This window comes from Hoeflea sp. TYP-13 (assembly GCF_040932035.1).
Classification (GTDB): domain Bacteria; phylum Pseudomonadota; class Alphaproteobacteria; order Rhizobiales; family Rhizobiaceae; genus Hoeflea_A.
Genome location: NZ_JBFRBB010000001.1, coordinates 1655702 through 1672512 on the forward strand (window position 1 = coordinate 1655702; position 16811 = coordinate 1672512).

At 54.9% G+C, this 16811-nt stretch carries 25 protein-coding genes; 13 read left to right on the top strand and 12 right to left on the bottom strand.

The window, feature by feature from the left end; translation table 11 throughout:
- Positions 1-5 precede the first annotated feature (5 nt).
- From ABVT35_RS07805 to ABVT35_RS07815, 3 genes are all read right to left on the bottom strand, one after another.
- On the bottom strand, positions 6-365 hold the full coding sequence (locus ABVT35_RS07805) for a hypothetical protein (RefSeq protein ID WP_368465716.1): 360 nt from the start codon (positions 363-365) through the stop codon (positions 6-8).
- A gap of 148 nt (positions 366-513) precedes the next feature.
- The gene (locus ABVT35_RS07810) at positions 514-717 is read right to left on the bottom strand and encodes a hypothetical protein (RefSeq protein ID WP_368465717.1); all 204 of its coding nucleotides are present in this window, start codon (positions 715-717) and stop codon (positions 514-516) included.
- Between the two features lie 274 nt (positions 718-991).
- Entirely contained in the window at positions 992-1219 is a 228-nt protein-coding gene (locus ABVT35_RS07815; RefSeq protein ID WP_368465718.1) for a hypothetical protein, read from the bottom strand.
- A gap of 93 nt (positions 1220-1312) precedes the next feature.
- Here ABVT35_RS07815 and ABVT35_RS07820 point away from each other — a divergent pair, with 93 nt between their 5' ends.
- The 7 genes from ABVT35_RS07820 to ABVT35_RS07850 all read left to right on the top strand — a co-directional run bounded on the left by ABVT35_RS07820 (position 1313) and on the right by ABVT35_RS07850 (position 5451).
- Complete coding sequence (locus ABVT35_RS07820) at positions 1313-2878, top strand: hypothetical protein (RefSeq protein ID WP_368465719.1); 1566 nt, start codon at positions 1313-1315, stop codon at positions 2876-2878.
- Between the two features lie 2 nt (positions 2879-2880).
- The gene (locus ABVT35_RS07825) at positions 2881-3348 is read left to right on the top strand and encodes a hypothetical protein (RefSeq protein WP_368465721.1); all 468 of its coding nucleotides are present in this window, start codon (positions 2881-2883) and stop codon (positions 3346-3348) included.
- Positions 3349-3395: 47 nt separating this feature from the next.
- Complete coding sequence (locus ABVT35_RS07830; RefSeq protein WP_368465722.1) at positions 3396-4178, top strand: glycoside hydrolase family 19 protein; 783 nt, start codon at positions 3396-3398, stop codon at positions 4176-4178.
- On the top strand, positions 4175-4381 hold the full coding sequence (locus ABVT35_RS07835; RefSeq protein ID WP_368465723.1) for a hypothetical protein: 207 nt from the start codon (positions 4175-4177) through the stop codon (positions 4379-4381). The genes ABVT35_RS07830 and ABVT35_RS07835 overlap by 4 nt, the downstream gene beginning before the upstream one ends.
- A 101-nt stretch (positions 4382-4482) precedes the next feature.
- A complete protein-coding gene (locus tag ABVT35_RS07840) occupies positions 4483-4857 on the top strand; it encodes a hypothetical protein (protein WP_368465724.1) in 375 nt (124 codons plus the stop codon).
- Positions 4854-5141: a hypothetical protein gene (locus ABVT35_RS07845; RefSeq protein ID WP_368465725.1), complete on the top strand. Its 288-nt coding sequence runs from the start codon at positions 4854-4856 to the stop codon at positions 5139-5141. The genes ABVT35_RS07840 and ABVT35_RS07845 overlap by 4 nt, the downstream gene beginning before the upstream one ends.
- A gap of 10 nt (positions 5142-5151) precedes the next feature.
- Positions 5152-5451 (top strand): hypothetical protein, encoded by a 300-nt coding sequence (locus ABVT35_RS07850; protein WP_368465726.1) that lies wholly within the window; start codon positions 5152-5154, stop codon positions 5449-5451.
- Between the two features lie 75 nt (positions 5452-5526).
- Here the strand turns inward: ABVT35_RS07850 and ABVT35_RS07855 are convergent, their stop codons facing one another.
- Positions 5527-5733: a hypothetical protein gene (locus ABVT35_RS07855; RefSeq protein WP_368465727.1), complete on the bottom strand. Its 207-nt coding sequence runs from the start codon at positions 5731-5733 to the stop codon at positions 5527-5529.
- A gap of 195 nt (positions 5734-5928) precedes the next feature.
- On the opposite strand from ABVT35_RS07855, the gene ABVT35_RS07860 reads away from it, so the two are divergent.
- Positions 5929-6111 carry a hypothetical protein gene (locus tag ABVT35_RS07860; protein WP_368465728.1) on the top strand — a complete coding sequence of 61 codons (183 nt, stop codon included), beginning with the start codon at positions 5929-5931 and terminating at the stop codon, positions 6109-6111.
- An 11-nt stretch (positions 6112-6122) separates the two neighbouring features.
- Here the strand turns inward: ABVT35_RS07860 and ABVT35_RS07865 are convergent, their stop codons facing one another.
- From ABVT35_RS07865 to ABVT35_RS07875, 3 genes are read right to left on the bottom strand one after another with little or no spacing between them, the layout of a single operon-like run.
- Complete coding sequence (locus ABVT35_RS07865; protein WP_368465729.1) at positions 6123-6581, bottom strand: hypothetical protein; 459 nt, start codon at positions 6579-6581, stop codon at positions 6123-6125.
- A 13-nt stretch (positions 6582-6594) separates the two neighbouring features.
- Entirely contained in the window at positions 6595-7302 is a 708-nt protein-coding gene (locus tag ABVT35_RS07870) for an SOS response-associated peptidase (RefSeq protein ID WP_368465730.1), read from the bottom strand.
- Between the two features lie 3 nt (positions 7303-7305).
- Positions 7306-7620: a hypothetical protein gene (locus ABVT35_RS07875; protein ID WP_368465731.1), complete on the bottom strand. Its 315-nt coding sequence runs from the start codon at positions 7618-7620 to the stop codon at positions 7306-7308.
- Between the two features lie 96 nt (positions 7621-7716).
- On the opposite strand from ABVT35_RS07875, the gene ABVT35_RS07880 reads away from it, so the two are divergent.
- The gene (locus tag ABVT35_RS07880; protein WP_368465732.1) at positions 7717-7926 is read left to right on the top strand and encodes a hypothetical protein; all 210 of its coding nucleotides are present in this window, start codon (positions 7717-7719) and stop codon (positions 7924-7926) included.
- 2 nt (positions 7927-7928) lie between these two features.
- Here ABVT35_RS07880 and ABVT35_RS07885 read toward each other — a convergent pair whose 3' ends face one another.
- Positions 7929-8348: a thermonuclease family protein gene (locus ABVT35_RS07885; protein ID WP_368465733.1), complete on the bottom strand. Its 420-nt coding sequence runs from the start codon at positions 8346-8348 to the stop codon at positions 7929-7931.
- 1 nt (position 8349) lies between these two features.
- Positions 8350-9414 carry a tyrosine-type recombinase/integrase gene (locus ABVT35_RS07890; RefSeq protein ID WP_368465734.1) on the bottom strand — a complete coding sequence of 355 codons (1065 nt, stop codon included), beginning with the start codon at positions 9412-9414 and terminating at the stop codon, positions 8350-8352.
- Between the two features lie 133 nt (positions 9415-9547).
- Here ABVT35_RS07890 and ABVT35_RS07895 point away from each other — a divergent pair, with 133 nt between their 5' ends.
- From ABVT35_RS07895 to ABVT35_RS07910, 4 genes are all read left to right on the top strand, one after another.
- Complete coding sequence (locus ABVT35_RS07895) at positions 9548-10714, top strand: patatin-like phospholipase family protein (RefSeq protein WP_368465735.1); 1167 nt, start codon at positions 9548-9550, stop codon at positions 10712-10714.
- Positions 10715-11749: 1035 nt separating this feature from the next.
- Positions 11750-12526 carry a YncE family protein gene (locus ABVT35_RS07900; RefSeq protein ID WP_368465736.1) on the top strand — a complete coding sequence of 259 codons (777 nt, stop codon included), beginning with the start codon at positions 11750-11752 and terminating at the stop codon, positions 12524-12526.
- Between the two features lie 140 nt (positions 12527-12666).
- Positions 12667-13743 (top strand): bifunctional transcriptional activator/DNA repair enzyme AdaA, encoded by a 1077-nt coding sequence (locus ABVT35_RS07905; RefSeq protein WP_368465737.1) that lies wholly within the window; start codon positions 12667-12669, stop codon positions 13741-13743.
- 1 nt (position 13744) lies between these two features.
- Positions 13745-14509 (top strand): isocitrate lyase/phosphoenolpyruvate mutase family protein, encoded by a 765-nt coding sequence (locus tag ABVT35_RS07910; RefSeq protein ID WP_368465738.1) that lies wholly within the window; start codon positions 13745-13747, stop codon positions 14507-14509.
- Between the two features lie 58 nt (positions 14510-14567).
- On the opposite strand, the gene ABVT35_RS07915 is transcribed toward ABVT35_RS07910, so the two are convergent.
- The 3 genes from ABVT35_RS07915 to ABVT35_RS07925 all read right to left on the bottom strand — a co-directional run bounded on the left by ABVT35_RS07915 (position 14568) and on the right by ABVT35_RS07925 (position 16613).
- Positions 14568-14786 (bottom strand): hypothetical protein, encoded by a 219-nt coding sequence (locus ABVT35_RS07915; RefSeq protein WP_368465739.1) that lies wholly within the window; start codon positions 14784-14786, stop codon positions 14568-14570.
- Between the two features lie 136 nt (positions 14787-14922).
- Entirely contained in the window at positions 14923-15363 is a 441-nt protein-coding gene (locus ABVT35_RS07920) for a hypothetical protein (protein ID WP_368465740.1), read from the bottom strand.
- 95 nt (positions 15364-15458) lie between these two features.
- Positions 15459-16613, bottom strand: a complete 1155-nt coding sequence (locus ABVT35_RS07925) for an SMP-30/gluconolactonase/LRE family protein (RefSeq protein ID WP_368465741.1) — start codon at positions 16611-16613, stop codon at positions 15459-15461.
- Between the last annotated feature and the right edge of the window lie 198 nt (positions 16614-16811).

Here is a 16811-nt window from a genome sequence, read left to right on the forward strand (position 1 = left end):
CAAATCTATCGTATCGGGCGTATCTGCCGCCAGAGCCCAAGAAAACCGAGACCGCCAAAAAACAGACTTGCTGCAATAAGCACGTAAGGCCAAAGCGAAATAACGAGCAGCACGATCGCTCCGCGGCCGCGTGCGTGCGATGTGGCGCCCTCGACAAGCTTTTCGGGAGGCATGTCCGCAAACGGGTCTTGCCAACCAATAGCCAGGTGGAGGCCGGCGGCCAGGCAGTAGAGTCCGGTAAGTGCCATGATAGCAAAACCGAACGTTTCCAGACTTCGGTGTCCGCGTTTTTCTGACCATTCCACCAGAAAGACCAAGGTCAGCATGATGATGAAAGCTACAGCGATGGGCCAGGCTGAGAACATCCGGCAAACCTACTCAAGGTTGTTGGGAGTGTCCAGAACAGGAGCATTGAAATGAAAACTGCGTCTGAATGCGCTGGGTTGCCGCCTGCCGCCGGCACTGCATCTGAGTGCGCCGAATTGCCTGTTGTCTGTCGATCTACCTCAATGGTTATCTGCGCTTATTCTGATCAACGAGCTGCATCAAGGTCTCGGTCAGTTTTTCAATGTTGTGGTCGATGGCTGAAAGCGACGTTGCGATGTGTTCAAGGGTTTCTAGCTGCTTTTCGTCCATAGGCAAGCTAGTCGCAACTTCAATCGATGGCTGGAAGGGGCGGACTACGCCCTGCGGTCCGGATTTTCTAATTCGCTTCATGATGTTTCTCCTATGGTTGAGACAAAAACGTCACACAACTGCGGCGAAGAGTCGATTCGAAGCGGTTAAACAACATGATAAAAGTCAACCTGCAGCGTAAGAATGCGCGCACAAATTAGAGAGCTGAAATAAGGAGAGTGACGGCCCACCGCCTGAGGACTCAGCCAAGGCCTTGTCGGGTCAGGAATTTTCGGGGCCGCCAATTGGCAACATAGGAAAATGTTGACGCGGTCGCAATGCGGCCGATGCTCTTTAGGCAAAGGTCATCAACCGATCAGACGCAGTGGAATGTTGTAATACCGTCCTGAATCCCATCAGGGACATATTGGGCATTTTTACCATACTGCTTGCAGTGTTCCTGAGCCCTTGCGGTCGTTTCACCCAGGTTCATCTGGTAGGTATCTTTGAATGTTATGCTGGCTGGTGTTGTCGCCACTGGCGTGGATTGGCAACCGGAAAGAACAGCGGCCGCAGTCACAATAATACAGTAAACAATACGCATAGAATCGCCCCTCCTTGAAGTTGCCGGTGACGGTAATTGCAATCCTTTGGCGCGTCTAGACTGCGCGTGCGAATACTCACATCTGAGGTCATCATGACAATCTCAACAACGACCAACCGGGTCCGCACAGCGGGCGACGGCAGCACGACTGCGTTCTCGTTTCCGTATTATTTCGAAGCGGATGCGCATCTTGCCGTCTACCTGACCGATGCTGCCGGCACTGAAACCCTGCAGACGATCTCGACACACTATACGGTGTCCGGGGCCGGGGCTGGCGGTGGCGGCACTGTGACGTTTGTGACGGCGCCAGCGACCACTGAAACCGTGACGATCATCCGCAATGAGCCGCTGACGCAGAACACGGACGCCAATGACGTGGGGACGTTCCGCGAGCAGGCCTTCGAAAGCCAGTTCGACCGGCACGCGCGCCAAGTTCAGCGACTATTCGAAATGGCCGGCCGGGCGCTCAAGTTTCGTAAGTCTTCGGCGAACACAGATATTGATTTCCCTGAGCCCATCGCTGGCCTCATCCCGGGTTGGAATTCTGATGCCACCGGATTGGAGAACAAGGCTGTTGCAGATGTTGGAGAAAGCTTTCCTGCAGTCGCACTGAACTTCTTTCGGCGCAATTCTGGTAACACGGCATTCGAGGCAAGAACGCCAGCACAGGTTCGTGGTGATCTCGATATCGGCATCGTGTCGGGTCATCGCAATAAAGTCATCAACGGTGACTGCGAGATAGCGCAGCGCGGTGTTAGTTTCGTCATATCTGCTGGCGGTGCGGCAATTACCCTTGACCGCTGGCGGATTGTCAATGGAACTGACCAGGCCGTCACAATTACGCAGGAGTCACACACTGTCGGCCAAGTTCTTGTTCCAGGTGAGCCGGAATTTTTCATGCGGGCAACGTTCTCGACGGCTCCGACCACTGGCAGCTTATATTTTACGCAAAGAGTTGAAGGTGCCAGAACGCTTGCAAACAGCGAGGCGACACAGCGTTTTTACATAGCGACTAGCGCGGCGTCTGTTTATTTGCATGTCTACTTGGCACAGGTGTTTGGATATTCCGGGGCGTCGTCGTCAGTGGGCATTGCTAATTTTTCGGAAACGATAAATGCGACATCTTTCACGAAGAAGATTGGCACAGTTTCCGTGCCTTCCATTTCTGGAAAAACGATCACCGATGGAAATTATCTTGAGGTCGTGGCCGAACTCCATCCCCGTCACGCGGCAACTTACGATATTTCCCGCTTTTCGCTGGTCGAAGGCGATGCGACTGACGAAGACAAGCCGCCTGCACCCCGCGATATTACGCTGGAACTGGCGCTTTGCCAGCGGTTTGCGCGGGCAATTTCTACTGATGCATTAAACGAAGTCATCGCGCCGAATGCGACCGAAGCTTATCTAAATGTTGGGTTCAGCCCACCGATGCGGGGTGTGCCTAACGTGTCCTTGGTCGGTTCTGGCGGCATGGCATTTTCGGATAACTTTTCGGCGGACGTCTTCAATCTGTCCCCTTCCATCGTAGGCTCTCAAGCGACGTCCAGTGGGGCACGAGTGCACATTGGTGGATTTTCCGGTTTGACAACAGGGCGCAATTATCCCGGATTGCCATCCTCAACTCACAACACACAGTTGCTGTTCAGCGCGGAGATTTGACCATGAAAATCACTGAACTGGTCGAAATGCCGGATGCAGTCGAAGAAACGGAATTCGGCTATGTCGTCATCATCGGAGACCAGCGCATCCATACGCATCGTGATGCCGGCAACCCTGAAGCACGCATGGTCACTGAGTGGATTGCAGCGAAAAAGCCGATCAAGAAATTTATCAAGGCCCCACCTACCCCCGAAATGGTCAAGGCAGAGGCGAACCGGCGCATCACCGCAGGCATCGCTGAGGAGTGGAAACAGCGCAACATGCTGGCCCAGGCCGTGTTTGCCCTGGTCGAGGAACTTATCCGCCAAGGTATTTTCGATCCGGCAAAGTGGCCGCCAGAAACGCGAGCGCTCTATGGCGGTCTCACTGCGGTCTGGCGCGATATCGACGCCATCCGGAGCAAGTCCGACGAGATCGAGGCGAAACCGGAAATTCCGCAGACCTTCAAAGACGACGAGCACTGGCGGTAACGCAGGCTCCTTCGGGAGCTGTTTTCATTTCAAAACATAGGTGAACCATGAACCGTGCAGCATTCTATGCGGCGCTGCGGCGCCGTTCGAGTGGCGTGTTCGGCACGTCCATATCGCAGCGACAGGTGAGGGGAATTGAAGGCATTCTCGACGCCTTCGCAACCCATGGAGATGGCAGGACAAAAACGCTCGCCTACGCCCTTGCAACCGCCTACCACGAAACCGCCCGTCGCATGGTGCCGGTGCGTGAGACATTGGCAAAAGATGACGCCACGGCCAGGCGGCGGTTACGAAAGGCAAGGTATGCCCAGCCGGAGCCGCCATATCGTCATTGCTACTACGGACGCGGCCAAGTTCAACTGACATGGAAACACAATTATGAGCGCTCCGGTAAAGATGCAGGCGTTAATCTGGTTAAATATCCGGATAAGGCGCTTGATCCGGTTATTGGTGCGCGCATTCTCATTCGCGGTCTGTTGGATGGCCGTTGGAATGGTAAGGGCTTTGGTATTGCTCATTATCTACCTGATGGTGGTGAGGATGATCTTAGGAATGCGCGGCGCACGGTCAACATCACGGACAAATGGGAACTAATCGCCGGCTACTACAAATCGTTCCTCGCTGCGATCAAGGAGGCGGGCGGCGTACCAAAAAGCGCGCTTGATCCTGTGCCGGCTCCCAAGCCGAAACCGAAGCAGACAGAACGCCAGAAGCAGAAGGCCGACGCCAAGCCCCCGAAAGATGCAAACCCCGCGTCTCCGGCGTCCAGCGGCGGTCTACTGGCCGTCCTGATCAAGCTCCTCACTTCAATCTTTGGAGGAAAGTCATGAACTCGAAATACATCAAACCAAAATCCCTGACATGGTGGACAGGCTTTGCCGCGCTGGCATGTGGGGCGGTAATCGCGGCAGGCGGCGAGATCGAGGCGCTGCGCGCACCAGCAAATATCCTATCGAATATGACCGATGTCCCGCCCGCCGCGATGATCTCATTCGGGCTGGGCTTGATCGGGTTGCGCGGGAAGGACGGTTAACCGATGGTGATCGTTTGGATTGGGCTGGGATTTTTCATCGGCGTAGTCTGCACCTTTGTTGCGCTGTGCTTTGTCTTTCAGGGCGGGTTGAGGATCAGATCATGATCAGTCTCATTACAAAAGCTGGTGGTGCACTGCTCGGCTGGCTGACTGGTGGAACGTTGGACCGCATCCTCGACACAGTTGATCACAAGGTCGACAACGAGACTGAACGCGATCGTATCAAGGCCGACATCATCAAGACACATACTCAGGCGCAGGCCAGTTTGCTCGTCAGCCGCACCTGGTGGTTTCAGCTCTTCTTCGTCATTCCGCTTGGAATTTGGTTCGCCGCTGTCGTTGCCGACAGCCTTTTTCATTTCACATGGAACGTTGCTTCGCTTCCGCCACCGCTCGACGCATGGGCAGGCTGGATCGTGTCGTCGCTGTTCCTGGTCGACGGCGGCAAGGCACTTATCGGGAGGTTTCGGAAATGAGGGATCGCAAGGACTGGTTCTGGTACTTCCTCGGTGTGGCTGTTCTCATGGTCATTGCGCTGTTGATTGTCTTTCGACCAACTCAGGTGAAGGCGCAGGATGCAAAGCGAGCCTGCCCGGCGCCCATCTCAATCGCTACTGAACTCGGTCGCATGGGCTACACGTCTACATGGGTTGTCCAGCAGGATGACGGCACGATCACTGGCTATCGCTTCATCAATCTTAAAACCGGTGACCGGCTGCGCCTTACGTGTGTGGGGCCGTGTCCTGATTTCTTGCCATAGGAGATTTGGAATGGAGGATGATTGGCAGTGGCTGATTGGCGTGCTGACCGGTGTGTTCTCAACTGCCGGTATTGCCATCGCAGGTGCGTTTCGAAGCCTCTATCGAAAAATAAGCGCGGGTGACAAGGCGTTGCATGAAAGGATCGAGAGCGTGAAAGACGACTATGTCAGCAAAGATCACCTGGACACGCACCTCAATGGTATCAAAGAGCAGTTGGATCATATGAAGGCCGACAGTGAGCGGAGACACGGTGAGGCGAAAGAACGTCATGCTGAGGTAATGGATCTAATTACGGAAGCATTGAAATAGTAGCGGATTGAACTGTCAATTTACGTGATTATTGGATGCGATAGATCTAAATACTGTATTCAACTCGGCAATGCGTCAGCCGTGGACACCAGTTCCGGAAGTCAAACGATCCCTGATATAGATCGCGCTCAATATGAACTGAAACACCACGCCCGCCATCCAAACTATCTGACCAAACCCGAATGAGCCAACCGGTTGATCTTGAATGTAGACAATTAATATTGCTAGAGCGATTGTGAGCCAGCTAATAACGGCAATAAATCTGTACTTCGCCAGTTTCATTGGTCCAAACACCCTCCACTAACCGAACCAGTCAGAAGACCTGCAAAACCGCCCACCCAAGCGGTGTGTACAAGTTCAAAGGGTGGGACAATGAAACCAGAACCCATCCCGCCAAGAAAACCCAAGACCGCGCCGGCTGCAATCGAAAGAAAGCATTTCAACATCTAGGCTCCTCCGTGGGTTGCATGGAGATATTTGCACATTATCAGTGATTGTCAAAATTCCACACGAATTCTGGCCGATATCGGCGACAGCGTCGCGGTCTATCTGGAACTGTCGCGGCCAGTTTCGGCCGGCGTCATTGCAGCTTTGGCCTATCTCGGCCCGCGTGGGGCAGAAGTCATCCTGATGAACTGGTTGAGCCGCAAGGCGAAATAATGCCGGTCCATTTAAACGGCATATACCTCGTATATTCGCCAGGCGCCAACCGCGACCAAGCTCCATGACACAACGCCGAAAAAGATCGCACACCCTAATGAAAAATCGATTCTCTTTGCTCGGTGTATTTTTCCGTCAGGCTGCTTACTTGGGTCAAATAACATTTCTGGGTTAATCCACCTATCGAAGCCAGCCGCTAGCAGTTGCAAATTTATCCACGAACAAAATCCGGAAGCGATCGCGGACATGAGCCCGGCCAAAAACCAGAATCCGCCGGCTTTAAAGGCCTCCCCGCTTATTTCGCCAAGTTGAGAAATCGCGACCAGAGCGCCACCGTTGACCGCAAGTAGGGCAGCAAGCAACCACCGTGCATATCCGACATGCCCATCAGTCGCCAAATTCCGTTTGTGAATAAAGTCCTTGTAACGTTCAACGGCAACCAGTTCGTATTGCTGAGGGGTAAGCGCCATTTCCATGCTCCTCTTAGCCATCTCTCCTGCGGAGACTTTGAATAGGATCGATCAAATGCGATCCCTTGTTCTTCACCGCCCCAACGTCCTGCGAAACTGGATAGTAAATCAGATCCGTTCCACGGTTCTCCTGCAGCAGGTCAAGCGCATCGGCCTTGCCCGTTGCCGGGTTCATCCAGGCCTCGAGCGCTTCACTTTTAAAAATCACCGGCATCCGGTCATGGATGTGAGAAATGTTGTCCGTCGCCGCCAGCGTGACGATCGCGAAGGTTGTCGTGTCCAGGTTCTTGTTGCGCGACATGATGCCGGCGAAGGCAAAGGGCTCGAAGGTCGGCGCTTCGCCCGGCAGATGGATGAGATAGGGCTGCTTTTCCTTCTTCGCTTTGTCCAGGACAAGCCATTCGTAATAGCCGGTGGCCGGGACCAGGCAGCGGCCATATTCGAATGCGGTCCGGAAGAACGGCTTTTCCGCCACCGTCTCGCCGCGGGCATTGATCATCATCCGGACTTTCGTGTCCTTCGACCAATGCGGCACCAGTCCCCATTTCACCGGTTCAATGCCGATCCCGCCGTCGTGGCTGGTCACGATCTCAAGCGTCGAGGTCGGCGCCGTGTTGTAGTTCGGCTCCGGCCCGTTCCGGCCGTCCACCTCCGGCGGCAATATGCTCATATATTTCCGGTACTCGGCCCAGGTGCCGGTTGTTATGAAGCGGCCGCACATAGCTTACGTATCGGCCAAGCGTTCACAGATTTCACGGAACCACTTTTGATATTCGTCTGACACTTTTTCTTCCAGCTTTGCCCCGTCTCTGATGTTGTTGATGTGGAACTCATGTAGGTTGTACTTCGCCGGTTCTGTGATTTTTTCAAATGCACAATTCTGCAGGTCTGTGCTTGCTGCAATGTTTTCGAGAAGGAAATGTATCGTTTGATTAGACAGGGAAGCGCGAATCTTACTTGCCTCAATTTCACGTTTGAGGCTGTCAACTTCACGTTTGAGTTCGTCTACCTCGGAAGTTGAAGATTTGTTCCTGAACATCCTTAAGTCCCTTCTCAATCGCTACCGATGACACTATTTCTGGGTTGGGGCACGGAATCAACAATCTCGATCATTGCGGAGAAAGACTGATGACTCATGTCCAAAGGAAGACGTTCCGCATTCAACACCCCTGAAATTCTCGAGCAGCTTGAAAAAGGCCGCAAGGGCGCGCTCGCTGTCATGGCCGGCTCGCCGCCATTCCGGGACCGGTACAAGAAGGCACTGGCTATCACCGAAGCCATTGACGAGCTCACGGAAGAACTGACGGGTGACCGGGAGCATTTCTGGGAGCAGGTGCGCAGGTAGGCTTACCCACACCACGGCACTCGGTCACTGTACCAGCGCTGCGCCAAGTCTTCCTCAATCAGGATTTCCCCCAGGTCGACACCATCGACATAGATAATCGCCAGTGTTCGGCCATAACGATCTTTCAGCCGACCGTCTTTAGGGTCGCCGCGCCGAATTCTGATCCTGTGGAGCTCCAGAAGTTCTTCAACGCGCCGTGCCGCGATCTTGGCCAGTCTGTACTCAGCCTCGCATTTGGCGCCGCGCAGCTCCGGCGTGTCGATATTGGCGATCCTGATGCGCTCGCCGTCAATTTCAACCGTGTCCCCGTCGATGACACGAACCTCCGGTCTCTGACTTTGAGCGGTGCTGGAAAGGGCTACAAGGAAGGCGAGGGCGATGAAGAATCTCATGCCCATATGGTTGTATGCTTCGCCAGCCATTTCAAGGTTCAATGAAGGAGAGGGGATCTGTTGTCTTCAGTGTTCTCCTTAACGCCTCCTCCGATACATGTGTGTAAATCTGCGTTGTTTCGATCTTCGCATGGCCTAACAGCTTCTGGATGGCCAGCAATTCAGCGCCGTTCTCAAACATGAACGTAGCAGTTGAATGGCGAATACGGTGCGCAACAATGCCGTCGTCATCTCCAATAACTGCACGGAGGCTTCGTATTATTGCGGAAACGTTTTTATCCGTGAGTCGTCTGCTTCTTGAATTGAGAAGAAAATAGGGGTGCGGACGCCGGATGGCACGCCGGCCGGCAAGGTAAATTTGAACGTCCTCAAGCAAGTCCTGGTTGGCAATAAAGACGCTGCGTTTATAGCTGCCCTTTCCTAGAACACGGATATGCGCGCCGTCTTCGAGAATGTTACGGAGTTTGATGGTAGTGACTTCGCCGATCCTCATACCTGTTGCAAGCATCAATCTGATCGCAAGATTTGCTGTCAGCATTTTGGAAATGAGGCCGTGATGAGAGAGGATGTCTTCGCCAGTCTCTCTAAGCCATTGTTTCGGGCTATGCGTCTGCTCAAGCAGTCTGGCAATCTGCTCGCGCTCAAGTGGACGAGGTGATCTACGCGGCTTTGGTACCCGGATTTCGCCATTTGCAAATGGCCATTCTTCTATGTGACCATTCTCGTAAAGCCAAAGCGTGTATATCTTCACCAGATGAATGCGCGAAGACATATTACTCTTTCCGTATTTCTTGACCGTCTTCATATATTTGAGGAATTTGAGCATGAGGTCGAAGTCGAGTGCCGGTTCAGTCTTGTACCGCGCGAGGAACCGGTTGAAGCATCGGAAGCTGCTCGCATAATTTGCGAGGGTCATGCGAGCAAGCCCGCGGCCAAATTCGCATATATACAAATAGCGCTGCTGCAGCGGTGTGGGGTCGTATTCACTCGGCATCATAGTCCCCAAATCGATCAAAAATCTCAGAGTGGCGGAGGAATGTGTCAACGGGATTGCGGGATTGCGATATCCCCAATAAACCGAGATTTTACGAAGCATTCGGAACGCTCAATGCAACCTGTTGGAGTGAGCCGCACATATATGTAAACTGATCATAAATACAGGTTCAGCATGCTTTCCACTTGGCACTTGTCAGTAAAGGCAAAGCAAACGTTGAACCCGGGGGTAACGGTTGAAGAGGTTTGTTCGGTTCTGTCTGTCGGTGCTTGGGGTGCTTGTGTTGGCGATCGCCCTCTACTCGGCTGTCGTCTACGTCTACAGCCGGCACCTGGCCGAATACGACTACCGGCTCACGGCGTGGCCGCCTGAAACAGACTTTGAGCAACCTGTCGAAATTAAAACGCGAGAGCCGCGCAAAGCCCGCATCCTGGCGATCGAGGGCGGCGCGCTCTTTGGCCTTGCTGATCTGGAAGTGCTCAAGGCAATTGAGGAAAAGTCCGGCAAGCCGGTCTACGAGCTGTTTGATTTTTTCGCCGGCTCCTCGACCGGCGCCATTATCTCGACGCTGCTTCTGCACCCGGATGCACAATCCGGTGAACCCATGTCCGCAGAGGACGCGATCAAGGCCTATGAGGATTTCGCCGGTCGAATACTCGATAGCCCGCTCTATCACAGAGTTCTGACCGGTTTCGGAGTGCTGGGTCCGGCATTGACCAACGAGGGGCGGCTGGAAACAGCTCGCAACATGGTCGGGGATGCACGGTTCAAGGATTTGCTGCGGCCAGCGATGTTCCCCGCCTATTCGCAAAAGACCGGTGGATTGAAAGTCTTCCGGAACTGGAACGAAACCGAGGCCAATATTTATCTGTGGTCTCTCGTGACGGCCGTCACCAGCGTGCCCAGCGTGTTTCCCGCCGTTGTGCTTATGGGAGACGATGCGGAGGAGCATTTTTACGGTGATCCGGCGCTGATCTCGAATGAACCTGACGATCTGGCGTATCTGCATGCACGCACCCACTTGCCGGATGTCGATGAATTCATTGTCGTCTCGCTCGGCACGGTGCGGGATTTCTCTTTGACGGAGGAAACCGTGATCAGGGGCGGACTGGTCGAGTGGTTTACACCGGCTTTCCGGCTACTCTACCGCGGCGAAACAAATGTCAGCCAGGGCGCGCTGGAAAGACATGCAAAGTTCGATTCCGACGTTGAGGTATCCCTTGCAGTGCTTTCACCAGTTGTGCCGGAAGGAACCAGCAGCTTTGATGCTTCGCCTCGAAACATCGATCTCATCCGTCAGGCAGGCCGCTACTACGTTCAGAAGAACCAGAAGCAGATCAACGAAGTTGTGAAACTGCTGACAAACAGCGGCACAAAGAGCGGGCGCGTAAAGGCAAACTAGATATAGGCGCGCAATCCCATAAAAAGCCCCATAAATGCGTGGGCGTTTCAGTGTAAAAAACTGAATTGTAAGAGAGTTTTGGGGTGAGCGTCATTTTCCCCCAGTCAAGTGCGCTACCGGGCTGCGCTACGCTCCGACCTGCCAAAAAAGGCCTGAATTCATTAGACTTCCGGTTCGCCCGGTGCAAGCGGAAAATTTGCATATCGGCAATAATTCGGCTCGGGCCGGCTCGCACCTTACGGCCAACATGCCGGTAAACTCTCCGGCTGCGCCAAAATTGGGAACTTGTTGCCGTCTGGAAACTTCGGGTTGGGCGAACAGCGACAGGTCAAGAAGTGTATATCTGCTGCTCGCGCAGTTTACGTGTTGGTATTCGCGGTTATAGTCCACAACGCCCGCCTAAATGCCGTATTATCAGATGTGTTCACTGATATGAGAGATGCTTAAACTTGACAATATTGAATAAAGAGAATCAAATTACAGTTGGGGCACGGGTAAATGTCTTCGTGGTGTAAGGATGGGTTACATCAAATGACAAAACCCGTATAATTTGCCAGTCTGTATCAGCGGGCATTTTATTAAGCTATCTGATACGAAAAACCCGGTGCGACCGCCCTCGCACCGGGTTGTTTCATGTGCACGGCGCCATTTAACTCAACACTGGTCCGGTTGCACTACGACACCCTAACATCCGCAGCATTTTCACGACAGGAAGACCTGTCGCAATCCACACAGCTTTCACGGGTATTTCCAACGTCGCAGGTGTTACATTACGTATAGGATAGTGGAAATAAGCAAAGAGATTACAAAGTCTTGGAGCGGCCGAATTGACTTGGTAGAAATACAATCAGTATTCGCAAGGCCAATACGAAAGTCTAATCCACAAACATCGAATGCCTGCAAATTGCCTGAATTCAGCAACCACATGAGGGCTGTGTCGTCGGTCGGTAATCCGGTACAGATTGCGGGCTGAATGGCATGGAGGGATCCACTCTGCACGCGATACGCGCCTGCAGATGGCACTTGGATGGATCGATGTCGTTACGCATGGATCGCTGCTTCAAAAAGCGTTCCCTGATCGACTGCACCGGTCCTGTCAGAAAAGGACCACCCATGCGCACCTTTCTCATCGCTTTGTGCTCGGCTGCAGCCCTGTCTGCACCGGCATTTGCAAGTATTCACGAAAATGTCAACGCGCTCGGCGGCACCGTCAGTTTCAGCAGTATTGAGGGCGAAAACGAAGTCTGGCTGTCTCAGACCGCCGTTCCGCAGCCGAAGCGTGGCACCTCAACGGATTCAGCCGCAACCATCATAGCCGATGGCGGCTTCGACACGGTTGGTGTATTCGACTTTGACGCGATCGCTGCGGGCAATAGCCCTGAGGCCGGGGACGTAAGTCCTGATGGTAAGGCAATGTGGGTCGGAAACGACCAGTCGCCTGATATTTTCGTTTTCGACACACAGTCCATGGAAAAGATCAACCGTATCGATGCAGGCTTCATGCCCAACCATGTGCGGTTTCACCCAGACGGACAGTTTGTTGCCGTCGCCGATCCGGGCGGTGACAGGGTTGTTGTTTATGATGCGGAATCCCATTCCATAGTGTCCGAAATCGATCTGGCCGCCGCTGGCATGAAAACGCCGGCGTCCCTGTTGTTCGCACCGGACGGATCCTCCCTGTTTGTCGGTGCACGGCCGAACGGCAATGTGGCTGAGATTGACGTCGGGACCTGGACGCTCCACCGGGTGCTCGACGCCGGCACGGACATTGACGGCCCCACATATGCCAGCCTCACCGTGACACGGTCCTGAGCACCAAAGCCACCTCGGACACCGGTAGCGGCATTGGCGTTAATGCCGCCACCGGTGCAATTGCTCCTGACTGCGAATTATCCAATATCGATGCCTGATTTGCGGCGGACCTTGTGGGCGCTATATGTTAGTCCACCGCTATGCTGTTCAAACTTCCAAATGACGATGATCTCTACAACGCGCTATTAAACCGCGACCCTGCCTATGAGGGCCGCGCTTATGCCGGTGTTGTCTCGACGGGCATATTCTGCCGCTTGACCTGTCCGGCACGCAAGCCAAAGCGTGAAAACTGCCGCTTCTTCGAAACGGTGGCGGCCTGCGTTGAGGCCGGGTTCAGGGCCTGTAAGCGGTGCCGTCCCCTGGAGCCCGCTGCCCGGGCTGACCCGACCATCAGCAAACTTATCGATGCGCTTGACGCGGATACGGCCCGCCGCTGGACCGAAACGGACATCGTGAACCTTGGATGCGATCCATCAACGGCGCGGCGCGCTTTCAAGCGTCAGTTCGGCGTGACCTTCCTTGAGATGGCGCGTCTTTACCGTTTGCGCGACGGATTCGGCACATTGTCCGCAGGCGGCCGGGTCATCGACGCACAGCTTGAGGCGGGCTTCAGTTCGCCGAGCGGCTTTCGGGCAGCGTTTGCGAAGCTCCTCGGACAAGCACCTGCCGATTTTACCGGAAAAGAAACACTGAAAGCCGATTGGATAGAAACGCCGATCGGCGCCATGATTGCGGTCGCTGATCGGCGCAGCCTGCATCTGCTGGAGTTTGTGGACCGCAAGGCGTTGCCGGCTGAGCTGAATAAACTGCGCCAGGCCGCACGCGGGGATCTCGGCATCGGGCGGTATGAGCCAACGGAGCGTATCGAAGCTGAACTCGCTGACTATTTTGACGGAAAAAATGCGCGTTTTGAGACTCCATTGACATTGCACGGCAGCCCTTTCACACGGCATGTCTGGCATGAATTGTTGCGCATCCCGCCCGGACAGACGCGCAGTTACAGTGAGATAGCGGCCGCCATCGGCAGACCTACCGCGACCCGGGCGGTGGCGCGCGCCAATGGTGCCAATCAGATCGCGCTTGTGGTCCCGTGTCACCGTGTAATCGGTGCCGACGGTTCGCTGACCGGCTATGGCGGCGGCCTTTGGCGCAAACAAAAGCTGATCGAACTGGAAAAACACCTGGCTGTCCATGACACATCCGATGGAGACATTTGAAATGACGCAAGCTGACAAGGCACGGGCTTTTGCCGATCTGCATATCAAGGGCAATCCGATCGTCCTTTACAACATATGGGATGCCGGCAGTGCCATGGCGGTCGCCAAGGCGGGGGCGGACGCGGTTGCGACAGGCAGTTGGTCGGTTGCCGCTGCACAGGGTTACGGCGACGGGGAGGCTTTGCCTCTCGAGCTTCTTGAAACCATCGTCGGGCGTATCGCTGCGAGCGTGGAGTTGCCCCTCAGCGTGGATTTTGAAGGCGGCTTTGCGGTTGAGCCTGACCGGATTGCAACAAATACAGCACGCATCATCAACGCTGGTGCAATCGGCGTGAATTTCGAGGACCAGGTTGTCGGTGGGGAAGGGCTGCACGCACCCGGTTTGCAGTCTGAGCGCATTGCCGCCGTCAGGCGAGCAGGGAAAACGGCCGGCGTGCCGCTGTTCATCAATGCGCGCACCGACCTGTTCTTGAAGCAGCAGGATCGAAGCCAGCATGGCGGCCTTGTCGAAGAGGCGATTGAAAGGGCAGAGATCTACGAGGCGGCTGGCGCAAGCGGCTTCTTCGTTCCCGGCCTCATTGCACCCGATCTCATTGAGCGGATCTGTCGCGATATACGCTTGCCGGTGAACGTGATGATGATGCCGGATGCACCTTCGATAGCCGATCTGACGGGCCTTGGCGTTGCGCGCATCAGCTACGGGCCGGGACCCTACAGGCAGGCAATGAAGGCTTTGGAGGAGCGTTGCGCAGCGATCCGCAATTGACGGTTCATGTTTCCGCCAGCAAAAAATGGCGCTTCCACAACAGGTTGCGCCAAGAAGTTCATTCCTGTTCGACAAGTTCCCTTGCTTCATGGAGCCGGACCTTGAGCCGGTTCTTGCGTGCCTGAAGCTCATCGATCCGTTGAAGGTTGTGATAGCGGCCGATCGGATCGGGGATCTGTTCGATATCGAGGTCGATATGGGAGCGCCGGCGGTTGATTTCGTTCCGCACGTAAAGCAGTTCGGATTCAATGGACTGTATGGTTTCGTGGGGTTTCATAACGCTTCCTTTCTACTGGTTGAAACGGTTCGGGAAATTTGCTGAGTGTTGGCGCGGGCGGTTTGTCCAGCCCGCGCGAAATCCCGGCTAACCGGAGAATCCGTCATTTGCCGCAGCCTCTGGCCGCGACGCGTTATCAAGATTGGGAATAGGGTGTAGGTGTGCAGTGCGGCGCACCGCCAATGATTTTCTGGAAGAGCTCGTCCATCGCCGCCGGTTCCTCGGTATTCAACATCGCATCGATCATCGTCACGCAGGCATGAAGATGTGTTCTAAGCGCTTCGAATTCCTTCCGCGACGCACTGGCGTTGGGATAGGCGACTTTGTCGAGGTTCTGCCGGGCGGCTTTGGCATGCCACTGCAGTGCCGACGGAAAAGCGTAGCGGCCCGCACGCCGTTGGCACAATTTGAGGATTGGCTGAAGCACACGCTTTTTCATCTTTTCCGCCCGGATCCGATCCGGTGGGCTGTTGAGATCGTTCAACAGCCTGATCAACTGCCGCTTTCGGCGGAGCCAGCTGATCCGTTCGCCCCTGGACAGCCGTGTAGTGGTGGCGGAGGTACTGTAAAAGTTCATCAAGGCACTCCTTGCATATTGCTAATTGCCGCACAGGCGGCGGTTAAGCAGGCATGTCCCTGATGATGATGAAGTGACCTTGAGATTGTGGCGAATTATGGCCCGCCAGCGTAAGACTTTTGGCTATAGAACTTTAGGTCATCACGGTGTTTGCGGTCGTCCCAGCCAGGTTCCAGATAGCCGATTCGCGCCTCGGTAAGGCTAGTCACGACGAGCTCTCCGGCAGGGCCGTGCAGCGCGCCGGTATTGAGTGCATATTCGCCTTCCGGGTCCTGCAGCGTTTCAAGTACGTTGCCGTCGCCGTCGATGCGAACGATCATTCCGTAACGCTGCGGCTTCGGGCGAATGGAGGCGGGCAGGCGCTGCACGACCTTGCGCAGGAACGGTTGATCGGAAAGCGCATCCACCGGAGCCGAACGCGGGCTTGCAAGGCCAAGCCAGAACGTGTCGTCGCCGGCACGGTTGAGGTTGTCTGGAAAGCCGGGGAGGTTGGAGACGATCGTTTCCACTTCGCCCGCTCTTGGGCCGGAAATCCACAAGCGCAGCACCGAATAGGTTCCGGTTTCGTTGACCAGCAGATAACTGTCGTCGTCCGAAAGGGCGAGCCCGTTGGCAAAGCTCAGCCCCGTGGCAAAAACGGTGGTCTCGCCCCTTGCGGGGTCATATTTCAGGATGCGGCCGTGTCTTCCGTGTTCCATCAGGTCGAGCAGCGATGCTTCGAGCGTGCCGCCAATGGACTGCGCATCGAACTTGTTGCTTGAATCAGTAAAATACACGACGCCCGATCGCGTTATGTCGAGATTGTTGGCATAAGCGATGGCGGAACCGTCCGTCGTTCTGTCTGCGAGCAGAACGAGTTTGCCGTCCTTTTCCATGACCATAAGTCCGCGGAAGGCGTCGGCAATGAACAGCCTGTCGTCCGGGCCGAATTCGAGACCCAGCGGCCGCCCGCCTGTCGAGGCGATCTTGTCGGAGGAACCGGACTGCAGGTCGATTTTGACAATGGAGCCGTCATGGGTTGCCGCGTAGATGTTTCCATCCATGCCGAGTGCCGCATCCTCGGGTCCCCAATGCTGGCCGAGTTCGATAAATTTGAGTTCCGCCAGGCGGTTGTTGGGCTCAAATGCTCCGGCATAACCGTCATTGTTGGGTGCGCTCCAGGCGACCGGATCGATGGGGACCGGCCACAATGTAAGATACGCGCTGGCGGCGATGGCCAGCACGGCAATCAAAGACAATATCGATTTCATAATAAAATTCGCATTCAACCCGCCCGATCAATGCGATCAGTTTACCGGGTGACGCTTTGGTGCCGCAATCCCAAGAACTGTGGGTCTGTGGCAAAGCTGTGAATTGTTGCGCCGCAACCAGGTTTTTTTATCTTATCGTTGCAGCTTGATGGTCCTAGTGTGCGGACACCGAAGCCGGTGGCGACCAAAAAATGGGGA

What these genes read in the sequence shown, in the direction of transcription:
- ABVT35_RS07805 (WP_368465716.1), bottom strand. Translation starts at nt 365, where the DNA reads ATGTTCTCAGCCTGGCCCATCGCTGTAGCTTTCATCATCATGCTGACC.
- ABVT35_RS07810 (WP_368465717.1), bottom strand. Translation starts at nt 717, where the DNA reads ATGAAGCGAATTAGAAAATCCGGACCGCAGGGCGTAGTCCGCCCCTTC.
- ABVT35_RS07815 (WP_368465718.1), bottom strand. Translation starts at nt 1,219, where the DNA reads ATGCGTATTGTTTACTGTATTATTGTGACTGCGGCCGCTGTTCTTTCC.
- ABVT35_RS07820 (WP_368465719.1), top strand. Translation starts at nt 1,313, where the DNA reads ATGACAATCTCAACAACGACCAACCGGGTCCGCACAGCGGGCGACGGC.
- ABVT35_RS07825 (WP_368465721.1), top strand. Translation starts at nt 2,881, where the DNA reads ATGAAAATCACTGAACTGGTCGAAATGCCGGATGCAGTCGAAGAAACG.
- ABVT35_RS07830 (WP_368465722.1), top strand. Translation starts at nt 3,396, where the DNA reads ATGAACCGTGCAGCATTCTATGCGGCGCTGCGGCGCCGTTCGAGTGGC.
- ABVT35_RS07835 (WP_368465723.1), top strand. Translation starts at nt 4,175, where the DNA reads ATGAACTCGAAATACATCAAACCAAAATCCCTGACATGGTGGACAGGC.
- ABVT35_RS07840 (WP_368465724.1), top strand. Translation starts at nt 4,483, where the DNA reads ATGATCAGTCTCATTACAAAAGCTGGTGGTGCACTGCTCGGCTGGCTG.
- ABVT35_RS07845 (WP_368465725.1), top strand. Translation starts at nt 4,854, where the DNA reads ATGAGGGATCGCAAGGACTGGTTCTGGTACTTCCTCGGTGTGGCTGTT.
- ABVT35_RS07850 (WP_368465726.1), top strand. Translation starts at nt 5,152, where the DNA reads ATGGAGGATGATTGGCAGTGGCTGATTGGCGTGCTGACCGGTGTGTTC.
- ABVT35_RS07855 (WP_368465727.1), bottom strand. Translation starts at nt 5,733, where the DNA reads ATGAAACTGGCGAAGTACAGATTTATTGCCGTTATTAGCTGGCTCACA.
- ABVT35_RS07865 (WP_368465729.1), bottom strand. Translation starts at nt 6,581, where the DNA reads ATGGCGCTTACCCCTCAGCAATACGAACTGGTTGCCGTTGAACGTTAC.
- ABVT35_RS07870 (WP_368465730.1), bottom strand. Translation starts at nt 7,302, where the DNA reads ATGTGCGGCCGCTTCATAACAACCGGCACCTGGGCCGAGTACCGGAAA.
- ABVT35_RS07875 (WP_368465731.1), bottom strand. Translation starts at nt 7,620, where the DNA reads ATGTTCAGGAACAAATCTTCAACTTCCGAGGTAGACGAACTCAAACGT.
- ABVT35_RS07880 (WP_368465732.1), top strand. Translation starts at nt 7,717, where the DNA reads ATGTCCAAAGGAAGACGTTCCGCATTCAACACCCCTGAAATTCTCGAG.
- ABVT35_RS07885 (WP_368465733.1), bottom strand. Translation starts at nt 8,348, where the DNA reads ATGGCTGGCGAAGCATACAACCATATGGGCATGAGATTCTTCATCGCC.
- ABVT35_RS07890 (WP_368465734.1), bottom strand. Translation starts at nt 9,414, where the DNA reads ATGCTTCGTAAAATCTCGGTTTATTGGGGATATCGCAATCCCGCAATC.
- ABVT35_RS07900 (WP_368465736.1), top strand. Translation starts at nt 11,750, where the DNA reads ATGTCGTTACGCATGGATCGCTGCTTCAAAAAGCGTTCCCTGATCGAC.
- ABVT35_RS07905 (WP_368465737.1), top strand. Translation starts at nt 12,667, where the DNA reads ATGCTGTTCAAACTTCCAAATGACGATGATCTCTACAACGCGCTATTA.
- ABVT35_RS07910 (WP_368465738.1), top strand. Translation starts at nt 13,745, where the DNA reads ATGACGCAAGCTGACAAGGCACGGGCTTTTGCCGATCTGCATATCAAG.
- ABVT35_RS07915 (WP_368465739.1), bottom strand. Translation starts at nt 14,786, where the DNA reads ATGAAACCCCACGAAACCATACAGTCCATTGAATCCGAACTGCTTTAC.
- ABVT35_RS07920 (WP_368465740.1), bottom strand. Translation starts at nt 15,363, where the DNA reads ATGAACTTTTACAGTACCTCCGCCACCACTACACGGCTGTCCAGGGGC.
- ABVT35_RS07925 (WP_368465741.1), bottom strand. Translation starts at nt 16,613, where the DNA reads ATGAAATCGATATTGTCTTTGATTGCCGTGCTGGCCATCGCCGCCAGC.